General features: G+C 37.6%; 24 protein-coding genes. 9 read left to right on the plus strand and 15 right to left on the minus strand.

Features of this window, described 5'->3' with window-relative positions:
• Nucleotides 1–23 precede the first annotated feature (23 nt).
• On the plus strand, nt 24–908 hold the full coding sequence (locus tag QNH20_RS24055; protein ID WP_283920454.1) for a LysR family transcriptional regulator: 885 nt from the start codon (nt 24–26) through the stop codon (nt 906–908).
• Between the two features lie 157 nt (nt 909–1,065).
• Here the strand turns inward: QNH20_RS24055 and QNH20_RS24060 are convergent, their stop codons facing one another.
• From QNH20_RS24060 to QNH20_RS24100, 9 genes are all read right to left on the minus strand, one after another.
• Complete coding sequence (locus QNH20_RS24060) at nt 1,066–1,236, minus strand: hypothetical protein (protein ID WP_283920455.1); 171 nt, start codon at nt 1,234–1,236, stop codon at nt 1,066–1,068.
• A gap of 91 nt (nt 1,237–1,327) precedes the next feature.
• The gene (locus QNH20_RS24065; RefSeq protein ID WP_283920456.1) at nt 1,328–1,738 is read right to left on the minus strand and encodes a hypothetical protein; all 411 of its coding nucleotides are present in this window, start codon (nt 1,736–1,738) and stop codon (nt 1,328–1,330) included.
• A 204-nt stretch (nt 1,739–1,942) separates the two neighbouring features.
• Nucleotides 1,943–2,074, minus strand: coding sequence for a hypothetical protein (locus QNH20_RS24070; RefSeq protein ID WP_283920457.1), 132 nt, complete (start codon nt 2,072–2,074; stop codon nt 1,943–1,945).
• Between the two features lie 109 nt (nt 2,075–2,183).
• A complete protein-coding gene (locus QNH20_RS24075; RefSeq protein ID WP_283920458.1) occupies nt 2,184–3,038 on the minus strand; it encodes a tagatose bisphosphate family class II aldolase in 855 nt (284 codons plus the stop codon).
• Between the two features lie 21 nt (nt 3,039–3,059).
• Complete coding sequence (locus QNH20_RS24080; RefSeq protein WP_283920459.1) at nt 3,060–3,989, minus strand: sugar kinase; 930 nt, start codon at nt 3,987–3,989, stop codon at nt 3,060–3,062.
• A gap of 12 nt (nt 3,990–4,001) precedes the next feature.
• The gene (locus QNH20_RS24085) at nt 4,002–4,967 is read right to left on the minus strand and encodes an ABC transporter permease (protein ID WP_283920460.1); all 966 of its coding nucleotides are present in this window, start codon (nt 4,965–4,967) and stop codon (nt 4,002–4,004) included.
• A gap of 23 nt (nt 4,968–4,990) precedes the next feature.
• Entirely contained in the window at nt 4,991–6,508 is a 1,518-nt protein-coding gene (locus QNH20_RS24090) for a sugar ABC transporter ATP-binding protein (RefSeq protein WP_283920461.1), read from the minus strand.
• Nucleotides 6,509–6,569: 61 nt separating this feature from the next.
• Nucleotides 6,570–7,526: a substrate-binding domain-containing protein gene (locus QNH20_RS24095; RefSeq protein ID WP_283923491.1), complete on the minus strand. Its 957-nt coding sequence runs from the start codon at nt 7,524–7,526 to the stop codon at nt 6,570–6,572.
• Between the two features lie 119 nt (nt 7,527–7,645).
• A complete protein-coding gene (locus QNH20_RS24100) occupies nt 7,646–8,650 on the minus strand; it encodes a LacI family DNA-binding transcriptional regulator (protein ID WP_283920462.1) in 1,005 nt (334 codons plus the stop codon).
• Nucleotides 8,651–9,523: 873 nt separating this feature from the next.
• Between QNH20_RS24100 and QNH20_RS24105 the strand changes: the two genes are divergently transcribed.
• Nucleotides 9,524–12,856 (plus strand): glycoside hydrolase family 84 protein, encoded by a 3,333-nt coding sequence (locus QNH20_RS24105; RefSeq protein ID WP_283920463.1) that lies wholly within the window; start codon nt 9,524–9,526, stop codon nt 12,854–12,856.
• Between the two features lie 212 nt (nt 12,857–13,068).
• Here the strand turns inward: QNH20_RS24105 and QNH20_RS24110 are convergent, their stop codons facing one another.
• Together QNH20_RS24110 and QNH20_RS24115 are read right to left on the minus strand one after the other, a co-directional pair.
• Complete coding sequence (locus QNH20_RS24110; RefSeq protein WP_283920464.1) at nt 13,069–13,830, minus strand: GNAT family N-acetyltransferase; 762 nt, start codon at nt 13,828–13,830, stop codon at nt 13,069–13,071.
• A gap of 70 nt (nt 13,831–13,900) precedes the next feature.
• Nucleotides 13,901–14,596: an HAD family hydrolase gene (locus tag QNH20_RS24115; RefSeq protein ID WP_283920465.1), complete on the minus strand. Its 696-nt coding sequence runs from the start codon at nt 14,594–14,596 to the stop codon at nt 13,901–13,903.
• Between the two features lie 350 nt (nt 14,597–14,946).
• On the opposite strand from QNH20_RS24115, the gene QNH20_RS24120 reads away from it, so the two are divergent.
• Entirely contained in the window at nt 14,947–15,651 is a 705-nt protein-coding gene (locus QNH20_RS24120; RefSeq protein ID WP_283920466.1) for an HAD family hydrolase, read from the plus strand.
• A 346-nt stretch (nt 15,652–15,997) separates the two neighbouring features.
• Here QNH20_RS24120 and QNH20_RS24125 read toward each other — a convergent pair whose 3' ends face one another.
• A complete protein-coding gene (locus tag QNH20_RS24125) occupies nt 15,998–16,300 on the minus strand; it encodes a hypothetical protein (RefSeq protein WP_283920467.1) in 303 nt (100 codons plus the stop codon).
• A 533-nt stretch (nt 16,301–16,833) separates the two neighbouring features.
• Here QNH20_RS24125 and QNH20_RS24130 point away from each other — a divergent pair.
• The 5 genes from QNH20_RS24130 (at nt 16,834) to QNH20_RS24150 (ending at nt 20,834) form a co-directional block, all read left to right on the plus strand.
• The gene (locus QNH20_RS24130; protein ID WP_283920468.1) at nt 16,834–18,558 is read left to right on the plus strand and encodes a metallophosphoesterase; all 1,725 of its coding nucleotides are present in this window, start codon (nt 16,834–16,836) and stop codon (nt 18,556–18,558) included.
• A 75-nt stretch (nt 18,559–18,633) separates the two neighbouring features.
• Complete coding sequence (locus QNH20_RS24135; protein ID WP_283920469.1) at nt 18,634–18,813, plus strand: twin-arginine translocase TatA/TatE family subunit; 180 nt, start codon at nt 18,634–18,636, stop codon at nt 18,811–18,813.
• Between the two features lie 62 nt (nt 18,814–18,875).
• Nucleotides 18,876–19,622, plus strand: coding sequence for a twin-arginine translocase subunit TatC (gene tatC / locus QNH20_RS24140; RefSeq protein ID WP_283920470.1), 747 nt, complete (start codon nt 18,876–18,878; stop codon nt 19,620–19,622).
• A gap of 232 nt (nt 19,623–19,854) precedes the next feature.
• Entirely contained in the window at nt 19,855–20,418 is a 564-nt protein-coding gene (locus QNH20_RS24145; protein ID WP_283920471.1) for a hypothetical protein, read from the plus strand.
• Between the two features lie 8 nt (nt 20,419–20,426).
• Entirely contained in the window at nt 20,427–20,834 is a 408-nt protein-coding gene (locus QNH20_RS24150; protein ID WP_283920472.1) for a hypothetical protein, read from the plus strand.
• Between the two features lie 189 nt (nt 20,835–21,023).
• Here QNH20_RS24150 and QNH20_RS24155 read toward each other — a convergent pair whose 3' ends face one another.
• Complete coding sequence (locus QNH20_RS24155; protein WP_283920473.1) at nt 21,024–21,992, minus strand: helix-turn-helix transcriptional regulator; 969 nt, start codon at nt 21,990–21,992, stop codon at nt 21,024–21,026.
• A 113-nt stretch (nt 21,993–22,105) separates the two neighbouring features.
• Between QNH20_RS24155 and QNH20_RS24160 the strand changes: the two genes are divergently transcribed.
• Complete coding sequence (locus QNH20_RS24160; protein ID WP_283920474.1) at nt 22,106–22,939, plus strand: SDR family NAD(P)-dependent oxidoreductase; 834 nt, start codon at nt 22,106–22,108, stop codon at nt 22,937–22,939.
• 277 nt (nt 22,940–23,216) lie between these two features.
• On the opposite strand, the gene QNH20_RS24165 is transcribed toward QNH20_RS24160, so the two are convergent.
• On the minus strand, nt 23,217–23,828 hold the full coding sequence (locus tag QNH20_RS24165; RefSeq protein WP_283923492.1) for an alpha/beta hydrolase: 612 nt from the start codon (nt 23,826–23,828) through the stop codon (nt 23,217–23,219).
• Nucleotides 23,828–24,772, minus strand: coding sequence for a ring-cleaving dioxygenase (locus tag QNH20_RS24170; RefSeq protein ID WP_283920475.1), 945 nt, complete (start codon nt 24,770–24,772; stop codon nt 23,828–23,830). Before QNH20_RS24170 ends, QNH20_RS24165 begins: the two co-directional genes overlap by 1 nt.
• Nucleotides 24,773–24,785 lie beyond the last annotated feature (13 nt).

Raw genomic sequence — 24,785 nt, forward strand, 5'->3', positions numbered from 1 at the left:
TAATCGATTTATTTTTGAAGGGGATGTTTTTCATAAACTTACTATATTTAGAGACGTTCTTAATTGTTTGTAATAATGGAAACTTTACTGAAGCTGCAAAACAGCTTTTTGTACCCCAGCCAACCATCTCCAACAGAATTAGTTACCTAGAAGAAGAACTGTGCCAAGAATTATTTGTAAGAGGAAAAAAAGGAAAACGAAGTGTGGAATTAACAAGAGCTGGTAAACTATTTCTTCCCTATGCCGAACAAGTTATCGAAACACTCAATGCCGCAAAAAGTGAATTGAATCAGGATGCTAATGGTAACCTGATGACCCTGGGCAGTTCGATTGCATTGACACATCCTTATATTTATCAAAAAATTAATTTACTTAATAGCGTACATAACAAGAATATTAATCTTCTGATCATGGACCATTCCCTTATTGCTAAATCATTAATGGATGGCATTCTAGACATGGCTTTTGTAACTGAGCCCATAGTCAATAAACAATTAGAATCCTACCCAGTGTTAAGAGAAAAATATGGATTAATAGTCTCAAGGCAGCATCCGTTAGCCAAGAAACCATGCTTGGAGAAAATAGAAGAGTTAGAAGAAGAATATTTAATTTTCTACAAATCTTTTTCAAAAGATCAAACAGTTTTAAGAAATATAAAATGTAAAAGATGGATTACAACAAATCAAATTGAATTAGTGAACGACCTTATTCATAACCAAAATGCCGTATCGTTTCTCCCTCAGCATGCCCTCAATAATGAAATCAAAAAAGGAAAAATAGTGCACGTCCCCATTCACGAAAGTTTGCTGGTTTGTGAAATTCAATATTATTTAGTATATAGAAGAAATGAACTTTTCTATGAAGATATTTTCTTATCCGAACTGAAATCAGAAAAATTGTCAATATGATAGATTTGAAAGGTTACAAATGTTAGGAAAATTAGATTCCCTCCTCTCGTCTGGAATAATAAAGAGTCGGCCATTACCATGAGGTAGAGTCGACTCTTTCATTGTGACTTATAAGGCTTTGACAAAATCTATCATGGGCGCGTAACAGGAACTGCACCTAAGCCCGCTTCTGATACGGGTCTTCCCGATAATCTGCTTTTCGTTTATAAATAACTTTTCCTGATTCCTCTTTTCCGTGAATGGAGGGAATAACCGCTCTTACACCCGTAACCGTTTCTCCAAGTTTATACGACTTTTTGTTTACTTTTGATCCCACTGTTCTTTTCATGAAGATACACCTCCAAAGATATTATTTATCGTACTTAAAAGGGTGTAAATTATTGAGACCCATTTCCCTCTTTTATTTACCATGGAAATTGTTACATATAATTAAACATAATGGTAATAATAATTACAACAATGATCGGAAGATAAAATAGTCTTAATGTATTCGAAAAGCAAATAGATATCCATGAGCTTACTTCAGACTCAAAAGGTTTCACATTCATTGAAAAGTCGATAAACTCTCCATCCGCTTTTTTTCTAACATTATCATAAAGTTTTCTGAACAACTTTTCCTGCCAAAGAAAATAACCATCTAAAAGCCAAAAGAAAATAGTAGGTATTAATGCAATTGAAATTAATCTATAGTCCATATCTTGGGTATTCGCAAAAGCAAAAAGTCCAGCAACAAGAGTTACTGCCCAGCCCTTCAATAAAAAGGAATTTTGTCCCATTCGATTTATAACTCCCTGAATAAATTCAAGGTGTTTTAACTTATTTTCATTCATAATATACCCCCAAATGCTATTTATTATATTATTCAAGCGAAGTTAAAGAATTCCTGTTTTATATTAAGTGCGGCTGAATAATTTTATGTAACTAGCGATGTTCTATTGTTACACATTTGGTGGAAGAAAAGACGGAGAGGGATTCTAGATGCCTTTGCGGTAGATATTCCCGAAAACGTCAACATAGAGAGGTCTACTTTCACTTTATACCTCTAAATCAGGAAAAACGCCTAGGTAGAGTGCTTCTACTTTAACGGAATTTCTTAACCGTTCGCAGAGGAGTTTTCTTGTTTTTAGCAAAATATAGGTCGCGGCATGGAATGATTGGAAATGCAAAACATCCCGCCCCCTGTAATAGAGGGCAGGATTTCTGCATAATAAACGATCTACTATTAGAAAGTCAGACCATCACCAAATTGGGAATCAGAGCCGCTCCCAGTACAAATCATGCTTTTCCATCACTTCCGCACATTAGGATTTTTTGAATCGCCACTTTTTTCATGGCTTCTTTTCCCGGTGTCAAGTATTTACGAGGATCATTGGCATCAAGATTTTCTGTTAGGTATTTTCTCACTGCCTTAGCAAATGGAATTTTTAGTTCTGTTGCAATATTCACTTTTGAAATTCCAAGGTCAATTGTCCGTTTTACATCCGCCTCTGGAATTCCTGAACCACCATGTAGGACAAGTGGTACATCCAGTTTTTCATTGATGACGGCAAGTCGATCAAAGTCTAGTTTTGGATCAGATTTATAAAGGCCATGTGCCGTACCAATAGCGACAGCAAAGCTATCAATTCCTGTCCGTTCCACATACTCAACTGCGCTATCAGGGTCCGTTAGAAAACTATCTTTTTCATCGACGACTAAGTCATCCTCGATTCCTCCTAATCTACCAAGTTCTGCCTCGACTGACACCCCGTATTTTGCTGCATAATCTACCACTTCACGGACGATTTTAATGTTATTTTCAAAAGGGTGATGGGAAGCATCAATCATGACACTTTTGTATCCCATTTCAATCAAGCTTTTTATGTAGTCAACATCTTCTGCATGATCAAGATGAATGCTAATTGGAACCCCATATCTTTTTGCAGCTACATTGGCAATAGCAAGCAAATAATCTGTTCCAGCATATGTCAATGTACTCGGAGTAGCCGCAATCATTAGTGGCGACTCACATTCAGCTGCGGCCTCTGCAACGACTTGAACCGTTTCAAGGTTATGAATATTAAAAGCAGGAACTGCATAACCTCCTAATTTTGCTTTATCTAACATATTTTTCGCTGATACTACACTCATATGTTCTCCTCCATGTTGTTTCTATTTTGTAAAACCCTTTATTTCCTCCATATGGGTATTGCCTTCCATTGGTCCTTTCTTCGTAACAGCAAGTGCTCCAGCCGTATTAGCGTACATAACTGACTGACGAAAGCCAATTCCTTGGTTCATACAGGAAATAAATGTCCCTGCAAAACAATCTCCAGCACCCGTTGGGTCAACTTCTACAACTTTTAGAGATTCGACGGTGAAAGATGCTTCCTTGCAGTATGCACGGCATCCTTTACTTCCGTTTTTGACAATGACATATTGGACTCCTTTTTCAAGGAGATGTGCAACCGCCTTTTCCTCATCGTTTGTTCCGAGAAGAAGTTCAAGCTCGTCCCCACCAGGTAGAAAAATGTCACAATTATTGAGAACATATTCTAAAAATTCTTTCATAATAGGGTCTTGAAGGAGTTCCTTCCGCATATTTGGATCGAATGAAACTTTCGTTCCTGTTTCTTTACAACAATCAATTGCCTTTTTCACTGCCTGGCGGATTCCTTCAGAAAAAAGTGAGGTTCCCATCACGTGAAAATAGTTACAATCCACAAAATCTTCCTTTTTAATATCATCCGGACCAATAAGACCTGAGGCGGAATCTTGAATATGAAAGATGAAGTCACGGTCCCCATCTTCCTTGTAGGTAACAAACGCAACACCGGTAGACTTAAGCGGAGTTTCTTGAATAAACGAGACATCCACGCCGTCCTGTTCCAGTTTGCGGTAATTTAATTCTCCAAATGCATCGTTTCCAATTTTGGCAATAATACCAGCCGTGCTTCCTGTTTTTGCGGCCTGGTCAATGAAAATTGCAGGGGCGCCACTAGCAAACGGTCCTACGAATTCCCCCGTTTCATCAAACCTTTGTCCCACTTCCTTCGCCATGACTTCCACGAGGATTTCTCCAATTGTTAAAATATCTGCCATTCCTCGTCCCTCCTATTTACCAAGTATCCTTCCTTTATTTCGAACATCAATGTAAACCGCTACAATGATGATAATCCCTTTGACAATCTGTTGATAAAAATAAGGAAGCCCAATTAGGTTCATCCCATTATTGATGACTCCCATAATCAACGCACCGATAAAGGTTCCAAACACTGTACCGTATCCTCCGGAAAGACTCGTCCCACCAAGAACAGCAGCCGCAATTGCATCAAGTTCATATCCGCTAGCTGTGTTTGGCTGTGCAGAATAAAGTCTGGATGTCAGGAGAATACCTGAAATGGCAGCAGCAACTCCCGATATGACAAAAATCTTAGTTTGAAGTGATTTCGTATTAATTCCCACATATTCTGCGGCCGTCTTATTTCCCCCGACCATTTTCGCTCTTCTCCCAAATTTTGTTTTCGACAAAAGAATGTGTGAGAACACCAACAAGACTGCAACGATAATGACTGGAACTGGAATAATATCAAATAGTTTCTTATTCCCTAATAGTAGGATAAACGAATCATCGACACCAACCGGTTTCGCATCAGTAGTCGCATAACCAATTCCCCTAAAAATCCCCATGGTAGCAACTGTCACGATGAAGGTCGGAATACGAAGACGTGCAGAGATCAATCCATTTGCTAATCCGGCAAGTGCTCCAACAATAAGAGTAACCAAAATGGCTAGTGGTCCACTTAGTCCCCATGTTAGTGAAAGTCCAAGGACAAGGCCAGATAAGGCAGCGATTGATCCGACTGAAAGATCTATTTCTCCAATCATCAACACAAATGTCATCCCAAATGCCATGATAGCGATGATTGAAACTTGGGATAAAACCGTAAATATATTATTCGTTTTTAAAAAGTGAGGACTTAAGAATGAAAAGAGGATGACTAGCGCCAAAAGGGCAGCAAGGACCCCTCCGTATGTCTTCAATGCTTTATTGTCCTGGAAAGCTTGTTTCCATTTCATAGTTGTGCCCCTTTCTATTTCCTCTAAGAGGTGACATCCGTCTGTTTGGATTTGGTTTTGGTGATATAACTCATAATTTCTTCCTGAGTAGTTTGTTTTGGATCGAGCTCTACTGTCACCTCATGGTCTTTGATGACCAATAAACGGTCGGACATGTGTAGGATTTCTGGAAGTTCTGAAGAAATCAACATTATTCCTACTCCCTTTGAAGCAAGTTCAATCATTAGTTTGTAAATCTCAAATTTTGCCCCTACATCAATTCCCCTGGTTGGTTCATCTAATATGAGGATTTCTGGTTCAATCTCAAACCATTTGGAGAGAACAATTTTTTGCTGATTTCCCCCACTTAACTTATTCACAGTCTGGTAAATACTTGGTGTTTTGATTTTAAGAGCGTCAACATGACGATTGCTAATGTTTACTTCTTTGTCGTGCTTTATCAGTCTAAATTTATTCAACACTTTATCCAAATTTGCTAGTGTGATATTTTCATAGACACTGGAGGTTAAGACTAGCCCCTCATGTTTCCGATCTTCTGTAACAAAAGCGATTCGTTTTTCAATCGCCTGAAGCGGCGTGTTCACATTTACTTTTTTTCCATGGAGGAATAAATCTCCCCGTTCCTTCTTGAGCATTCCAAAAATCCCTTGTACAATTTCAGTCCTGCCAGACCCCATAAGGCCATAAAGCCCGAGGATTTCACCAGGCCGGATAGAAAATGAGATATCATGATAACTACCTTTCCTGTGATAGCCTCTTATTTCCAGCAAGGTTTCATCACTTGTGCGTTTAAAGTCCTTTGGCGGATAAACCTCATCCATATTTCTCCCAACCATCATAGTAATAAGGTCATCCGAAGAAGTATCCTTTGTTTTGACCGTTCCAATATACTTCCCATCTCGGAGGACGCTAACAGTATCCGTAATTTCAAAAATTTCTTCCATTCGGTGAGAAATGTAAATTACCGAATTCCCTTGACTTTTCAATTTTGTAATGATGTTGAAAAGAGTTTGGGTTTCTTTTGAACTAAGGGCGGATGTCGGTTCATCCATAATAATGATTTTGGGGTTAGATGAGACAGCCTTTGCAATCTCGACCATTTGTTGATTTGAAATAGATAGGTCTCTCACTAAAGCGCTAGGTGAAATGTGAATATCCAGTTCATCGAGAAGTTCCTTTGTTTTCCGGTTCATCTCGGCATCGTTGATCAGTCCAAATTTCACAGGCTCATAGAGAGCCCAAATGTTTTCAGCAACTGTCATATTCGGACTCAGGGAAAGTTCCTGATAGATAATAGAGATCCCAAGTTCTCTAGCATGCACCACATTTCGAATGTTCACCTTTTGACCAAAGAGTTCGATATGACCACCATCAGGCACATATGAACCGGAGAGAATTTTCATGAGAGTAGATTTTCCGGCTCCGTTCTCCCCTAGGAGCGCTAATACTTTCCCTTGATCCAAGGAAATATTGACCCCATCGAGTGCCACAACTCCAGGGAATACTTTCTTGATTTCTTTCATTTCTAAGATGGTTCCCACTGATTTCACTTCCTTTTAAAAAGAGGAAATACCCTAAGAAAGCAGCACTCCTCCTAATGGATTATTCTGGAATTGTTACTTTACCGTTTTCCACTTTCACATCCACAAATCCCTTTCCATTCACATAAAGACCTGGTGTGATTGGTATTTCTTTTTTAACCTTTTCGCCCTTTACCAGTTTAACGGCATTTTTGACTGCTTCTTCTCCCATTTTATCCGGGAACTGAACAACCACGGCTTTAAAGGTATTGTCCTCGTCTACTTTTTTCTGTGCCTCTGCAAGACCATCAAATCCAATAACCACTCCGTCCACTTTACGATCCGTCATCGCTTGATCTGCTGAAATGGCCATGTCATCCCCAAAGCCAAAGATTCCTTTCATATTTGGGTGTGCCGTAAGCATGTCTTCAGATGCTTTTTTTGCTTCTTCTCTTGTGCGTCCAGGAAGTTCTTGAACAATTTTCATGCCAGTGTGGTTTTTCGTGTTTTCCTTAAATCCATCGATTCTGTCACGAACAGATTGAACTTCCGGATAGGTAGTAAGCCCTACTTCCCCTTTTCCATCAAGATACTTTGCCATGGCTTCAGCCGCAATCATACCGCCAGTGTAGTTATCAGTTGCGATATGTGAATCCACTTCCACACCATTCGCCTTGACGTCAACAGTTACAACTGGAATGCCTGCGTCTTTAGCTTTTAAAACCGCCCCTTTTACACCATCTGAGTCAACAGGAACCATAATAATGGCATCGACGCCCTTATTAATGAAATCTTCAATAGCAGAAATCTGCCGGTTTAAATCTTGATCAGCTATAGCAACATCCACCTTAACATCTTGGTTCTTTGCTTCTTTTTCTATCGCTTCCTTTATGGCTACTTGAAACGGATGTGATTGTGTAAGTAGAGAAGCCCCTATGGTAATTTTCTTACCTGTCTTCCCTCCATCTGTTGTTGAGGACTCTTTTCCACCGCACGCAGCTAATACCATCATGCTTAAGATTAAAATTAAGGCTAACATTTTTTTCAATTTTATTTCCCCCTTTAACTATTTTAAGGTAATATCATGTCAACACTATTTATTCTCATTATGTAAAGGATTGCCTCAACCATCACCTCCTTAAAATGCTTTGTTCTAGACTAGTTTGATAAGTTTTTTACAGATGTCCCTGAGAGAACTTTCGTCTTTAACCGGCTCACCACTGGAAAAAGTGAGTAATCGCTTTCAATTCGTTTTAATAGAAGATGTGCGGCTTTTTCACCAATTTCCCCCATCGGCTGCACAACAGTTGCAATGGATGGGGTCAACATCTGAAACACGTCAGAATTGTCGTATCCAAATAGAGAAATTTCCTCTCCAATTGCAATTCCATTTTCCATGAAGTATTTTATTCCAGTCATGGTAGTTTCATAGTTTGTGGCAAAAATGGCGGTAGGTCTATTTTCCATATTCATAAGTCTTTCATAGGCCTCAATCCCGCTCCCTTTACGATATTCCGCATACTCAATAAGGGAGTCATCAATCGCAATTCCGTAATCACTAAGGGCCCTTATGTATCCATTTAGGCGTTCGCGCGCAGTATACACATTAGTTGGACCAGCGATTATGCCAATCCTTCTGTGACCTAAAGCGATTAATTCCTCAATTGCTTTATAGGAACCGTTTACATTATCACATACGACAGCATCACATTTGACACCGTCAAGGAGACGGTCAATTAAAATAAGAGGGATTCCTTCCTCCAATATCTCTTTTACATGTTCATGCTCATCTGAAACAGGCATCATGACAATTCCGTCCACGCGCTTTTCCTTTAAGAAGCAAAGTTTCTCCTTTTCGGTCTTTAGGGAGTTTCTTGCATTACAAACGATGAGACTATAATTCTCTTGATCTAGTATTTCTTCCATCCCCTCGATGACTTGATTGGAGAAAATATCCGTAATACTTGGAACTAAAACACCAACTGTAAATGTCTTGTTTGTCTTTAGTCCTCTCGCCATTTGGTTTACTTTGTAATCTAGCTGCTCGATCGCTTCCTGGATTTTCTTCTCATTATCTTTTTTGACTTTATAACCATTAAGATACCTAGAAACCGTACCAATGGAAATCCCGGATAAACGCGATACATCCTTAATTGTGGGCAATTCATTTCACCACTATTTCCTATTATTGAAACGTTTCAATTTTATTTTAAAATAAATTGAAACGTTTACACTAATTATTATGATGATAGCATTTAAAATTGTCAATACATAAAATCAAATGAATTTTCGGAATTGTAATCGCCTTCAGAAGCTGTAGATAATTAGACTAGCACAACAAACTAACGATAAATTTTGGTACAAAAGAAAATAGCGTGCTGTACTTTTAATAACTATGTCTCGCTTTATCGCTATACACTTTAACTGTTTGGGGCCTGACGGCTTTTTCATTTGTCCACCTCCTTTCTATTCTTAGTAAAAAAATACTCCATTTTAGTAAAATAGCAGAATATACTTACCCCCATTTCATATATTGGAAACCTCTTGTTTACCGTCTATCATCAATATTTTAAAAACCACTAACATTATCTTCGCTATTTTGCTATATTCTTCTGTTTTTATAAAAATACATTTTATAAAAAATAATAAATATTCACCTGGACTTACTTTTTTTCTTCCACGTAAAAAAGAAGCAAGAGAACCGTCCCTTTGCTCCCTAGTAAAATATTACTAAAAATGCAAAATTGTATTGACATTGGAAATGTAAGCGGTTTACAATAACGACATATAATTGGTTTCATGTTACTAGATCATACTAGGCATGGAAAACAGAACGAGAGTATTCTCGATTGTTTTCCATGCCTTTTTTATTTCTCTAGTACCCCCTTTTTAACCTTAAGGTCCGAATAATAAGGTTAAAAAAAATACCAATTATAGAAAAATAAAAGGAGGAAGTGTTGTCATCAGTAGGGAAAGTCTATCAACTGAGGTAAAAAGGTCGCAATGTTCAAATTTTGAAGAAAGAAGGGAAGGTAAATGAAAAAAAGGTTTTGGCTCAATCTAGCTATCATTTTTACAGTGATATTTAGTTCAGCAATTGGGATTAAAGCACCTACTGCTTCTGCAAAAGAAAATTCTTCAATAGATTATGAAATATACCCTGTACCTCATAAGTTAACCTATCATGAAGGTTCAACGAAATTAGACAAAGCGATTCAAGTAATCTACGATGACACCATTGATTCCGTAACGCGAAAAAAAGTGGAAAACATTTTTAAACAAAACGGATACCCTGCTCCAGCCATTGGTACCGAGGTGGCAGATGATAAAATTAATGTATTGATTGGTACGAAAGGTTCAAATGGCCCAGTAGATACCTATGCTGCAACAAACGGCACGAGCCAAGATATGGACTTTTCGAAAATTGATGCTTATCAATTAGTGATTCAAAATAATACAATGATGATTTTAGGAAAAGACACGGACGCCAGCTTTTATGGTGTCGTAACGTTAAACGCCATTTTGTCTCAGGCTCCTGACAAAGAAGTTCGAAATTTATCCATTCAAGACTATGCCAATACAAAAATCAGAGGATTTATTGAAGGCTACTACGGCATTCCATGGAGTAATGAGGATCGCATGTCGCTCATGAGATTCGGCGGTAATTTTAAAATGACATCGTATGTATTTGCACCAAAGGATGACCCTTATCACAGAGAAAAATGGGCCGAATTATATCCACCAGAAAAATTAGCTGAGATTAAAGAAATGGCTCAAGTAGGAAATGAAAATAAAACTCGTTTTGTTTGGACCATTTCTCCATTAGCAGAAGTAGCGAAAATCGCCCAATCAGGCGGAAACCCTATGCTTAAACTTCAAGAAAATACCGATAAGATGCTGGCAAAATTCAACCAATTATACGATGTCGGGGTTAGACAATTTGGAGTTTTAGGTGATGATGTTGGCAGCCTGCCACATGATTATGTTGTCGCATTGATGAAGTCAGTTTCGGACTGGGCAAAAGCAAAAGGCGATGTTTATGATATCTTATACTGTCCAGCAAGCTATAATTCAAGCTGGGCTTGGAATCCTGCTGAGTTGAATGCCTATGAAAAAGGATTCGATAAAAGTATTCAAATTTTCTGGACAGGGTCGACTACATGTGCTCCTATCGTCCAGTCTACCATTGATACATTTAAGACCAGAAGTAATGGAGGGGTCGTAAGAAGGGATCCATTATTCTGGCTAAACTGGCCGGTCAATGATGTTGATATGTCACGCGTATTTTTAGGTAAAGGGGAGATGTTACAGCCTGGAATTAAAAATCTTGCCGGTGCTGTGACAAACCCAATGCAGGAAGCAGAAGCTTCAAAAGTGGCTCTTTTTGCGATTGCAGATTATACATGGAACACTGAGGTGTTTAATGCCCAAAAAAGTTGGGAAGATAGCTTTAAATATATCGAGCCGAATGCAGCAGAAGACCTTCATATCTTAGCTAAACATATGTCCGATGCTAATCCTAACGGTCTTACGCTTTCAGAGAGTGAAGATATCAAAAGTTTGTTAGATACGATCACGTCTAAAGTAAATAACGGCAGCTCGTTAAAAGATTCTGGACCAGAAGCCATCACCGAACTGCAAAAAATTGCCGATGCCGCAAATGGATTTTTAGCAAAAACAAAAAATGAAAAGTTAAAGAAAGAGTTAGAGCCATTTGTAAAAGCATTAAGAGACATGGTTCTTGCGGATATTGAGTTTATTAAAACAGGTCTCGCCATTGAAGCGGGTAATAAAGCAGATACCTGGGATCATTTTTCAAAAGCAACCGCTTTACGCCAGCAAAGCTTAGACTATGATCGGCCGCTATTAAACGGAACGATGAAAACAAAACCTGCTAAAAAAAGGCTGCAGCCATTTACAAATAACTTAGAGAGTAAAATATCTCCAAAGGTGGAAAAGTTTTTAGATCTTCAAAAACCGGTAACAAAAGCAAGTATTTTTACAAATGTAGACGCTTATGAGACTTTATCAGTAACGGAAAGTAAAACAACGACATCACTAAATGCTGCAGGAACGATTAAGCTGAACAAAGGTGATTATCTAGGCGTAAAATTAAGTAGAATCAAAGATCTAACCGAAATTGAAGCACCATCAGTTAAAGGATTAACAATTGAAACATCTTTAAACGGCATAGTGTGGGATAAAGTAAAAAATATGACGGCCCTATCTGATGCAAGATATGTAAGGCTGCTGAATAAAAAAGCTAAGCCTATTGAATTTACTTTAGATAGTTTAAAAGTAACATCCTTTGAGATTGAACCGAAATCGGTGAAAGAAACAAATTACACAAGTGTTGAAAATCCGCTCGCCCTCTTTGATGGTAATGTAAAAACACCTGCATGGTTTAAAAATAGTCAATTAAATGGAAAGTATATTACCTATGATATGGGCCAGGAAATTACGCTGAAAAGTATAAAATCGTTTATTGCTGAAGGAGAACATGATTATCCAAGACATGCCATTCTAGAGGCTTCTTTAGATGGAAACGAGTGGACCACCGTGATGACCTTTGGCAGCCAAGATGGCGCAAACGAGGGAGAAGCAACGAATGAAGATCGAATCGATACGATATTTGATAAACATGAGGCTCCATACCGGACAAAAGAAGTACGAGATTTGGATCAAAAAATCAAGTATTTAAGATTTAAGGTGACGAGAACGAAAGTCGGATCAGACAAGTGGATTAGAATGCAAGAATTGGTGATAAACGATGGCCAGTACTATCCTGAAAACAATGACCCGACGATTACGACCAATGCACAAATTAATATTGGGTATACAAAAGATAATCTTATTGATGGCAAACTGAATATGAAGTTCAAGCCTGGAGGAACAGAAGCTGCAGAAATACTCTATCATATTGGAGAAGCAGGAACGAGAGTAACGGGGGTTACCATTCTAGAAGATCCAAACAGCTTATCCGGCAGTCAGGTTTCAGTAAGAACTACTAAGGGCTGGAAAAAACTTGGAACGATTGAATCAGGATATCAATTCTTTGATACAAAGCTAATACCAGAAATACTAGACGTAAAAATTGAATGGCCAGAAGGAAAAACCCCAACGATTTACGAAATAAAAATTGACAAGAAGGAAGGAAATCTTTCAGAATTGATTGCTTTATTAAATGATGCAAAAGCTTTAGATGAAAGCAAGTTCTCTCCTGATAGCTGGAAGTTCCTTTTGAAAGAAATAGCCAATGGAGAAGAAGTACTTGCAAATGAAAATGCCACTCAACATGATGTCGATCATGCCACTAAAAAGTTACAGGATGCCCTCGAAAAATTAACTGAAAAGCAAGCAGATCAATAAAGGCAAGAGAACCGTCCCTATAAGCAAAGGGACGGTTCTTTTGCTATAAATCAGGAGATTAGTTAGATGTTAATTAAGCATCTATATTCGAAAAGGGCTTCCAATTAGTGAAGTTATTAATTTGCTTTCTTTTTCAACAAAAGTCCGTTAGAAAAAAGGTATATTTGTCATTTTGTATCCCTTTTAAAATACCAAAATAAGAACAAGGAGTGTCATTCTTCTGTTAATAGTTTTGTTAGTAATTTGTCAAATTTATTTGAACTCAATATTTCGTGTGTAATGAATTCGCCATTATAAAACAAACCAAAAGTTGTCCATATTATCGGTGAGTTTTGTGCGTCTTCTTTAGTTGTTATCCTATAAGCATTAAAGTGGACACTTTTATTTTCTGCTACAATTCTAAGCTCTTCCAATATACCAACAGCAAATGGACACTGAGCTGTGTAATAAATGGAGATACCTTTATCTTTGGAAAAAGTCTTTACCTGTTTTTTAAAAGATGGTACAACAGCCTGTTCATTCCACTTCAAGGCCACTAATTGAAAATATGGTCCTGCTTGGTCTACTAACTCAAACCCCATATGTTCAAAGAAACGTTTATCACTTAAATACGGGTAATTTTTCTTTCCGACAATATGTACAATCCCATCCATACCACGATTGATAGCATCTTCTTTGCAATAATTTAACAATTGCTTTGCATACCCGTTATTTTTATATTTACCAGAAACCCACAAACAATTAATATACATATAATTTGGTGCTTGAATAGGAACCCACGCCATTTCAGCAGGTAAATATTCAATAAAAACTTTTGCACGTTCATCTAAACGATAGAATACTAATCCGTCATCCATTCGTTCTGCCAACCATTTCTTCTTTTCATTTACTGCATTCTCATATTGTTTTGCACCAAATGCACAACATATGTGTTCAGTTTCAATATTACTTTTTGTAATTTGAATAAATCCCAATTCTCCCATCTCCAATGTTGATGAACACTTTTTACACTCAAAAACTTATAATAAATGTCGAGGTATGTATTTACCTGATTGAAGATCTGACCCCACTAGGGGCACCGCAGGTCCCCGTAATTTTCTTAATTACTTCACTCATTGCCTCTTGCTTCATAGATTCGAGTTGATAATCATGATTGATAAATTCTAAATTTCTTGTCACATTATTCGGGACGATCACACATCGAATACCGGCTTGTTTTGCTGCTTGTAAACCATTTAACGAATCCTCGAAGGCGATCGCTTCTGTAGGCAGCAAGTTACAATCTCTCAATGTTTTTTTATATAACTCTGGATCTGGTTTAATCCTAGTAACGTCATCTTTAGTGTTAACAACATGGAAATAGCCAATAATATCCAGTTGTTCAAGGTATCTCATAACCCACTCTCTAGACGAACTGGAAGCTAAACCAATGATAAAGTTGTTTTGTTTCGCTTCATCTAGGTATTCCATTACACCTTCTCTAAGAATAGGCTTTTTCATTTTATCTTTAAATTTGACGTAAGCTTCATTCTCTAATTGCTCACAATCTACTGACTTCCCTGCTATTTGATGAAAGTATGGATATAAGACTTCATTTCCTGTTCCAATACATTGGGAGTAGCCTGCTAGATCCAGTTCAACCGAATGTCTTTCTAACAGCACTTCTTTAAACGCCTCATACCAAACTGACTCAGTATCTACTAGTAAACCATCAAAATCAAATATTACTCCTTTAATCAAGGTTTTGCCCTCCTCCTCATTATTAAGATAAAAAGACCTTCCCCTAACAATTGACGCTTTAATAGAACCATTGGTTTCATATAGAGGAAAAATAAATTGTCCAGAGATACGATAAACCTTTTTATCCTCATCAAGAAGGCAATAGAAACTGAATCTGTATTCTATTTATTTTACCCGTCAACCCTTCCAGAAGTTTAAGGAGGAGTTTTCCGTTATTTGAAAATACCATTAATAAATGGTCCATCCTTCCATATTAGCTGAATTGTCTTCTCCTATATGAAAATCATTGAAGTAATTTGTTTCATGTAATATAACTAGTAATATCTAATACTTTTATGGAGTCGGTGTTAATGATGAAAGCTCTTTTTTTCGACTTAGACGATACGTTATACGACCAACTGCAGCCCTTTCAAGAGGCTTATGATAGGACTTTTTCAGCTATTACGGATATTCCCATTTTAGATTTATTTAAAAAAAGCAGAGAATATAGTGATAAATTTTTTACACTGACAGAGTCGGGAAAAATGCCATTAGAAAAGATGCATCAATATAGGATGATAAATGCTTTTCAGGATTTGGGATATACGATTACAGCTGAAGAGGCTGTTGCATTTCAAAGTGTATACAAAGAACATCAATATAAAGTTTCCCTTGTTCCTGACATGAAGAGGATCCTACATTATTTAAGTTCGAAGGGCATTCCCACTTATGTTATTACAAATGGTCCCTCATCCCATCAGTGGTTAAAATTAGAATCATTGGATCTATTTCATTGGATACCGAAGACGAATGTCTTTATCTCGAGTGAAGTTGGCTATGCTAAGCCGCAAAAGGAATTATTTAATTATGTTAACACTAAAACAAATACAACTGGTGCCATTTCCTATATGGTTGGAGATTCATTTGAGAATGATATGATTGGTGCAAAAAATGCTGGTTGGAATTCCATTTGGGTCAATACAAAAAACAAGCCAAGAACGATAGAAAGCATGCATCCACATTATGAGACAAATTCCTATCAGCAGCTTGAAGACCTCATAAAATTAATATTTTAAGATATTAATTGGATATTACCTTGCACCACGAATGGCCTGAGTTCATTTTAGTTTAAAAAAATTGAAAGGCAGAACACTTTTACTTTTAAGTGTTCTGCCTTTCTTATTTTTAATATATCTAATCAACCACTGCAACTCCGATGACATCCTCTCATGCAAACGGTTATTATTGACCAGCCTACAACACACCCCTTTTACAGAAGTGATTTACTTATTGGTAATAAACAGTACTGAATCATCTATTTGATAGAAAAATCATTTCAGTTGACTTAACCTTCACTGCCACAATATCATTTTGATTTAATTTTAAGCGTCAATAAGACGCTTTTTTTATGAAGGAACTGATTTATACGCCTATTTTTAAAGATGACAAACTCCTTAATCGTCTGCTTTTCATAAAGTGAAAAGGACTAAATAAAAGAAGGTGAGTATATGCCCCCATATCAATATCGTGATCATGATTTCCATCACTATTCTTACGGTCATTTTTATCCTTATGGATACCATCATCATTACGGACATCATCATTACGAGCATTATCCTTATTACGTTTCCCATCATCCATATGGGTATCATTATCCTTACGGTTATGGTCATCACCATTATGGACATTATCCTTACGGACATTACCATCATTACGAATCAACATAAGAGTAATATATAATATTGATTTTCAGAAAAGATTGGATGTTCGTAGCTTACGAGCATCCTTTTTTAATTACGATCCAAAAAAAGAAATATACTGATTACCTTATTTCTCCGTCTCTCCTCTAATTTCAAGCAGGAATTTTTTACTATTTTTTACATTATTCAAAATTCGCCATAAGAGCAGATATGGAGAACCATTACATTTCATACTATTCATAATAATAACAACAATTATTTACACGTTATTTACAGTAAATCAATACTTGTTGTTTATCATTAATTAATGTAAGAGGGGATTTGTGTGAAAATGTTATATTTTGTGCTATTCGGAGGTGTGCATTAATTGTCATTTGTTCCCCTATTAAGGTGGGAAACACGACCGTTCTAACTCGGAGAAAATTACAGTCCGTTAGTAAGAAGATTTAATTTTATGGGATTAAAGGGATTTTATTACAATTTATTACTACATCATTTAGTGATCTTTTTCCTTGAAATTGAAATTAACTAGTCGATCTTTTGAGAGGAGTAATAACAATGAAAAACGATAAATTGAACCATGAAGTAGAAAAATCTTTGCACGATAATCTTTTAAATAAAGGGATGGATCGACGGACCTTTTTGGAAAGGACAACTAAAATTGCTGGAGCTGCTTTAGGTTTAACTCTAGTGAACTCGTTAAATGGTTTACCTGTGAGTGCAGCATCCATCTCTTCCGTTGTTCATTCACTTGGTAATGAACCAGATTTAATTTTTCCGGTAATAAGTGATGTACATATTAATTACAACAGTGATGAAACTTTGAAAAAGTTTGTTACTACTTTAGAACAGTTAAATAAAGTTGCTCCTAAGCAGGATGCTTTTGTGGTCGTTGGAGATTTAACAGATTATGGAATTGCATCAGAATATGATAAGTTTATGGCTGCGTATAATGTGAGAAAACAGCCTCAAGCGGTTTCTATGTTTGCGATTGGGAACCATGACTATTGGAATGGCTTATCGGTAGCAAATGCTCAAAAACGTTTCCTAGAGAAAACGGGTATGGAATCCATTTACTCTCATAAGATAATCAAAGGTTATCATTTTATCATTCTTTATACTGAAGATGGTAGAACAGAGGGTACCTACTCAGTAAAACAAATTGAATGGTTAGGTGAGCAATTAAGGCTAGCAAATGCTGATGATCCGAAAAAACCGATTTTTGTCTTCCACCATCAGCCTATTAAAGGGACCATTTATGGAAGCGAATGGGGCTTCTCTCAAAATAGAGATCTTTTTTACGATACTTTAAAAGAATATCCGCAAGTAATCTCTTTTTCTGGTCATACCCACTATCCGTTAGATGACCCTAGAATCATACACCAAAAAGATTTTACTTCTATTGGGACTTCAACGGGCGCCTATTTGTGGCTTGATAGCGGAAGAATCCAAGGGGAAGTGCCTGAAGGAGCCGGTTTCCTTAATCAAGCACTGATTGTAGAGGTTCATAATAACAAAGTAATCATTAAACGCCGTGATATTCATAACGATGACTGGACAGGTGAACCATTCGAAATCAGCTATCCTGCAAATAAGCATAATTTTAAATACACAGAAGATAGAGACAAAAAGGCACCTTTCTTTACAAATGATGCAATGCTTTCCATTGTTAATGAAAAAACGACTGCTACCGGTTTAACCATAATGTTTACTCAAGCTAAAGACAATCTTCTTGTGCATGATTATATAGTGGTAGCAAGAAATGTAGAAACAAATGAAGTAACTAAAGAATTTCTTGCTTTCTCAGAGTTCTATAAAGATCCTGTACCAAATCCATTAACATTGCAAATTGATGAATTGAAGCCAAACACAACATATGAGATTGAAGTGCACGCTCTTGATTCATACGGAAATGTAAGTAATAACTCTTTAAAAGTTTTAGGGAAAACACTGGACGGTGTAGTAAAAGAAGTAACAATTAACTTATCCAAAAATGTTTTAAAGGGAGTAGAAGATACGGTTGAAGTTACGGTAGAAAATGCTAGAATTCCAAAAAGCGATTGGATAGGTTTATATGAAATAAATGATAAACCGGGACCAATCGCAGCAATATGGTGGATGTACACTCAAGTTACAGATGGAACCTGTAAGTTTACTTACAATCCAAAGAATAATTTGTATCCAGGAAGATACAAAGAAGGTTCAACGTATAAATTGGTTTATTTCTATGGCAGCGGATATGATGCTGTTGCATCAACCACATTCACCGTTGGTAGTAAATAAAACTAGAAATGAATGAAGATCGTATAACATTTGGCTGTAGATAAAAATAGAATCATTTATTAAGGAGGAGACACAATGTTTCAAAATATCGGCGTACCAGGATTAATCTTAATTCTTATCATTGCTTTAATCATATTCGGCCCATCTAAGTTACCTGAAATTGGACGTGCTTTCGGTAACACACTTAGAGAATTTAAACACTCTGCTAAGGATATAATGTCAGACGAAAAAGAAGAAAAGGAGAAAGCTAAGTAAATTCAATGGAGATGTAAGTAGTAAGCTTACATCTTCTTTTTTTTTCAGAAAGGAGAAACTGTATGCCTATTCAAAAGATGCATTTGACAGAGCACCTCGAGGAACTTAGGAAACGGATTATCTATACCTTGATTGCTTTCATCATTTTTTTAGTTGGATCATTTATCTATGTGCAAGATATTTACAAATGGCTTATTCGTGATCTTAACCATAAATTGGCTGTATTAGGGCCAAGTGAAATTCTTTGGGTATACTTTATGATTTCAGGTGTGATCGCGATTGCTCTTACCATTCCAATTGCCGCTTATCAAACATGGAGATTTGTCAAACCAGCACTTTCTGAAAAAGAACGAAAAACAACGATATCATACATTCCCGGATTGTTTATCCTTTTTATCTCTGGTTTGTCTTTCGGATATTTCGTTGTATATCCAACAGTTCTAAAATTTTTATTGTCATTGTCTGAAGGGCAATTTGAAACGATATTTACATCTGAAAAGTATTTCAAATTCATGATTAATTTGACACTACCATTTGGATTTTTGTTCGAAATTCCGCTAGTGGTTATGTTCCTAACTTCTATTGGGATCATTAACCCTATGATTCTTTCAAAAGCACGGAAGATATCGTACTTTTTAATCGTCCTCACATCTGTTTTGATTACACCGCCTGATTTCATATCAGATATATTAGTGACAGTACCTCTTGTAGTTTTATACGAAATTAGTATTAACTTGTCAAAAGTGATCTATCGAAAGAGACTAAAGAAGCTAGCGGATGACGAAATGAAAATAGAGCAAGTGTCTTAATAAAAATCGACTACTTTTGTCGTTTCAACAGGTAATAACCGAGCTTGGACAGTATATTGAAGGGTTCCGTTTTTAGGTGCAAAACAGTTAAATAACATAGTTAGTCGCAGATGATCATTATGTGGATTTGCCTGTTGATAGTCCGAATGCGAGGCTCATTCGGACTGGATAAGCAGGATCTTACCTTCGGTTGTCCGAATGCGAGGCTTATTCGGACAGGATACGCAGGATCTTGCCTTTGGTTGTCCGAATGCAAGGCTCATTCGGACAGATCAAGCAGGAATTTACCTTTGATAGTCCGAATACATGGCTCATTCGGACTGGTCAAGCAGGAATTTGCCTTCGGTTGTCCGAATGCGCGGCTCATTCGGACAGGTTAAGCAGGTATTTGCCTTCGGTTGTCCGAATGCGCGGCTCATTCGGACAGGTCAAGCAGGAATTTACCTTCGGTTGTCCGAATGCGAGGCTCATTCGGACAGGTCAAGCAGGTATTTGCCTTTGGTTGTCCGAATGCGCGGCTTATTCGGACAGGTCAAGTAAGATCTTGCCTTTGATTGTCCGAATGCAAGGCTCATTCGGACAGGTCAAGCAGGAATTTGCCTTTGGTTGTCCGAATGCGAGGCTCATTCGGACAGGTCAAGCAGGAATTTACCTTTGGTTGTCCGAATGCAAGGCTCATTCGGACAGGTCAAGCAGGAATTTGCCTTCGGTTGTCCGAATGCGAGGCTTATTCGGACAGGATAAGCAGGATCTTGCCTTCGGTTGTCCGAATGCGCGGCTCATTCGGACAGGATAAGCAGGATCTTGCCTTCGGTTGTCCGAATGCGAGGCTTATTCGGACAGGTCAAGCAGGAATTTGCTTTCGGTTGTCCGAATGCGAGGCTCATTCGGACAGGTCAAGCAGGTATTTGCCTTTGGTTGTCCGAATGCGCGGCTTATTCGGACAGGTCAAGTAAGATCTTGCCTTTGATTGTCCGAATGCAAGGCTCATTCGGACAGGTCAAGCAGGAATTTGCCTTTGGTTGTCCGAATGCGAGGCTCATTCGGACAGGTCAAGCAGGAATTTACCTTTGGTTGTCCGAATGCAAGGCTCATTCGGACAGGTCAAGCAGGAATTTGCCTTCGGTTGTCCGAATGCGAGGCTTATTCGGACAGGATAAGCAGGATCTTGCCTTCGGTTGTCCGAATGCGAGGCTCATTCGGACAGGATAAGCAGGATCTTGCCTTCGGTTGTCCGAATGCGAGGCTTATTCGGACAGGTCAAGCAGGAATTTGCTTTCGGTTGTCCGAATGCGAGGCTCATTCGGACTGGATAAAACAAGAATATAGGATTATGTTCATGCAATAATCTTCTCATGATTTAAAAGGATATATTTTTTATTAATGCTGGAATACTGAACATCATTTCTTTTGTTTATAAAAATTCACAGTGGCTTCAGCCATCACAAGAATCTTATCGTGAAGTTCTTTAGGCTCGATCACCTTAATTTGATCAGCAAATCCCAATACGTATCCCTTTGCCTCGTCTTCTGTATCAAAAGAAAGCTTAACAGGTATCCATCCGTCCTGATTTTTATTTTCAATCTCTATACTTTGAACAAATCGGTCGGTGAATTGTAACCTTGGTAAAATAGACGGAGCAGCCTCCACCCACACTTCATATTTCGGCAAGTTCTCTAAAAAGGCTTTTGTTGAAGATCTCCAGTATTGAGCAAGATCAAAATCTTTTGGTCTTGCAAATGTTTCACTAATAGACTCCGCAGAATTAATCCGTGAGACCCTGTAATTTCGGATTTCATCATTATCTTTGAAAGCAATAAAGTACCAGCGACTCCCTTTGGCCACCAGTCCTAATGGCTTTACAACAACTTCATTCGTTATTCCGTCTGCACGTTGATATTCGATTTTTAATTTATTTTCTTTCCATATGGCATTTTTAAGGACTTCAAAGGCCGCCATTTTTTCTTTTCGCATTCGCCATGTACTCGTGTCAACATGAATGCGATTCCAAAAGTCTTTGGCATTTTCACGATAAGCTGCCGGAAGCGATGCTATCAGCTTATTCCTTGCTTCTTCAGAAGTCCGGCTTAAACCCAGGTCATCAAGCAATTGTTCAGATGGAGAAACAAATAAGGTGCGTATTTCAGATTCTTTTAAACCCGTTAAATTTGTTCGATAGCCCTCCAATAACGACCACCCACCGTTCTTTCCACGCTCTGCAAAAACAGGGATACCGGTTCTGCTTAAGGCTTCCATATCTCGATAGATGGTTCGCTCGGAAACTTCCAATCTTACCGATAATTCTTTAGCTGTCATTTGGCCTTGTGATTGTAATAACAATATAATGGATATTAGCCGATCTCCTCTCATCACACTCACCTTTTTTATTGATTTATTATATCTATTTAAAAAAATATGACAAAGGATGTCAAGAATACTCCGTTATGATGAATACATCTTACAATATGAAAGGAATGAGAAACATGAAATCATTAAATGGAAAGGTAGCTCTTGTAACTGGAGGGAGCAGGGGCGCTGGTCGCGGCATTGCCGTTGAATTAGGAAAAGCTGGAGCAACGGTTTATGTCACGGGACGTAGTACCAAAGGGAATTCTACAAATGATTGGCCTGGAACTATAGATGATACAGTTTCACAAATTGAAGCCTCTGGCGGAAAAGGAATAGCGGTTCGTTGTGATCATACGAACGATTCAGAAACGGAATCAGTAATCACCCAAATTCGTAAGGAACAAGGAAAGTTAGATATTCTTGTCAATAATGTGTGGGGAGCGCATGATCTTGGAGTTGAATACAAGCCTTTTTGGGAATTGCCTTTGAAACATTGGGATACGATGTTTACTGCCGGTGTGCGTGCCCAGTTAGCAACAAATCACTTCGCCATTCCATTACTTCGTGAGAATAAACAAGGCCTTATCGTACACACCACTTTTTGGGATGATGATAAATACACTGGACAATTTTATTATGATTTAGCCAAGAATTCATTAATTCGCATGGCTTATGGGCTATCCATTGAATTAAAACAAGACAATATTGCCGTTCTTGCCGTTTCACCCGGTTTTATGAGAACAGAACTTGTGTTAAAAGGCCATAATATAAAGGAAGAACATTGGCAGGAATCTGAAGAATTAAACAGAACTGAAACACCTTATTATATTGGACGAGGAATAAAAGCATTGGCTAGTGATCCCAATATAATTGAGAAGAGCGGGCAGGTGCTCAGAGTCGCTGATTTAGCCAAAGAATATCTGTTCACCGATATAGATGGCCGATACATTCCGCCATTTAAATTATAGAGTTCAATTCTTAATCAGATAAGTGTCTATAATGGTATCCGCTGACTTGTTCATCTCATAAAGCAAAGAGAAAAAACACACATTAGATTACATTTATTGTAATTAATAATGTGTGTTTTTTAAATAACTTGATTGTCACTTAACAAATCCGCTGTAACTTTCAAACAAAGTTTGACCAAAATTGCCTCACAAACCCATATTTTTCAATAGGTAAAAATAATCCATTTTAAAAAACTAATTAAACTTGTTAAATCTTATCCCTCCGTAAATCTAATACCTATTTGAGTATTACCTTGCGATACCATTTCGCTGCTACTTCGACTTCTTGGACAGTTAATTGATGACCTCTTTCCTCCCAATGAAGTTCCACATTGGCATTCGCCTTTTCTAATAACGATTGTAGTTCAACTGATTCCATTGGTGAACAGATGGGATCATTCGTTCCAGCTGCAATAAACACAGACTTACCTGATAAATCTGGAAGATCAATTCCTTTTCTCGGTACCATTGGATGATGAAGAATCGCACCCTTTAATGAATTTTGATAATGAAATAATAAACTCGCTGCTATATTAGCTCCATTTGAGTATCCAATTGCAATAATATTATCTCGATTGAAATCATACTTTTCTGCCGCTTCATCAAGAAACTCATTTAATTCTTTCGTTCGAAAAATAAGATCTTCTTCATCAAAGACTCCTTCAGCCAATCTTCTGAAGAATCGAGGCATTCCATTTTCTAATACATTTCCACGTACGCTCAAAACGTTTGCTTCATCATCAATTCTTCCCGCAAGAGGTAACAGGTCTAATTCATTCCCACCAGTTCCGTGAAGCAATAGTAATGTTGGTTTTGTTGAATCTTTTCCCTTGTTAAATATATGTTTCATCAATTATCTCCCTCCAGAACGCGAACCTCCACAGGAGGCAAGGTTTCTTCTAATTCTTCTCGTTTTGACTCTAACCATGATGGTAGCATGAGTTTTTTTCCAAGTTCGGCAAGTGGTTCATCAACCGAAAAACCTGGTAGATCTGTCGCTATTTCAAAGAGGATCCCTCCTTCTTCATGAAAGTACACTGCTTTGAAATAGTTTCGTTCACGAATTTCTGTCGGATAATACCCTTTATCTTGGAGTAGTGATCTCCATCTTAGAAGGTCTTCTTCATCCCTCGCTCTCCATGCTATATGGTGAACCGTTCCGGCTCCCATCAGCCCTCTGACTGAAGGATTTAAGTGAATATCAATGGTGTTTCCAACATTTCCTTCAGACTTAAATCTTAGAAATTCATTTTCTTGACCAATGCAATCTAACCCTAAAATATTTTCTAGAACATCCGTTGTCTTATGTGGCTGTGCCGAAAATAGAACCGCACCGCCAAATCCTTTAATAGCATTTTCTGATTGAACTCCTCCAAAGTTCCAAGTATTCATTGAACCTTCATTTCTTTCTATCAGTTCTAGTTCGAGTCCATCGGGATCATTAAATTTCAAATATCTTTCACCAAAGCGAACAGAGGAACTAAATTCAATACCAAATTTTTTCAAACGGTTCTCCCAAAAATTAATTGAACCTGTTGGAACAATATAACTTGTGACTCCTACCTGACCGGTTCCAATTCGACCTTTTAGCTGTTTAGCCCACGGAAAAAATGTTATAACAGTGCCTGGTTGACCCGTTTCATTCCCAAAATAAAGATGGTACACTTCTGGACGATCAAAATTAATTGTTTTTTTTTCTAGTCGTAACCCAAGCACGCCTGCATAAAAGTCTATAGTTCGTTGAGCATCGTTTACCATAGCTGAGATATGATGGATACCTGCTGTTTTTTGCATTTTATCCTCTCCA

This window comes from Neobacillus sp. WH10, assembly GCF_030123405.1.
Taxonomy (GTDB): domain Bacteria; phylum Bacillota; class Bacilli; order Bacillales; family Cytobacillaceae; genus Neobacillus.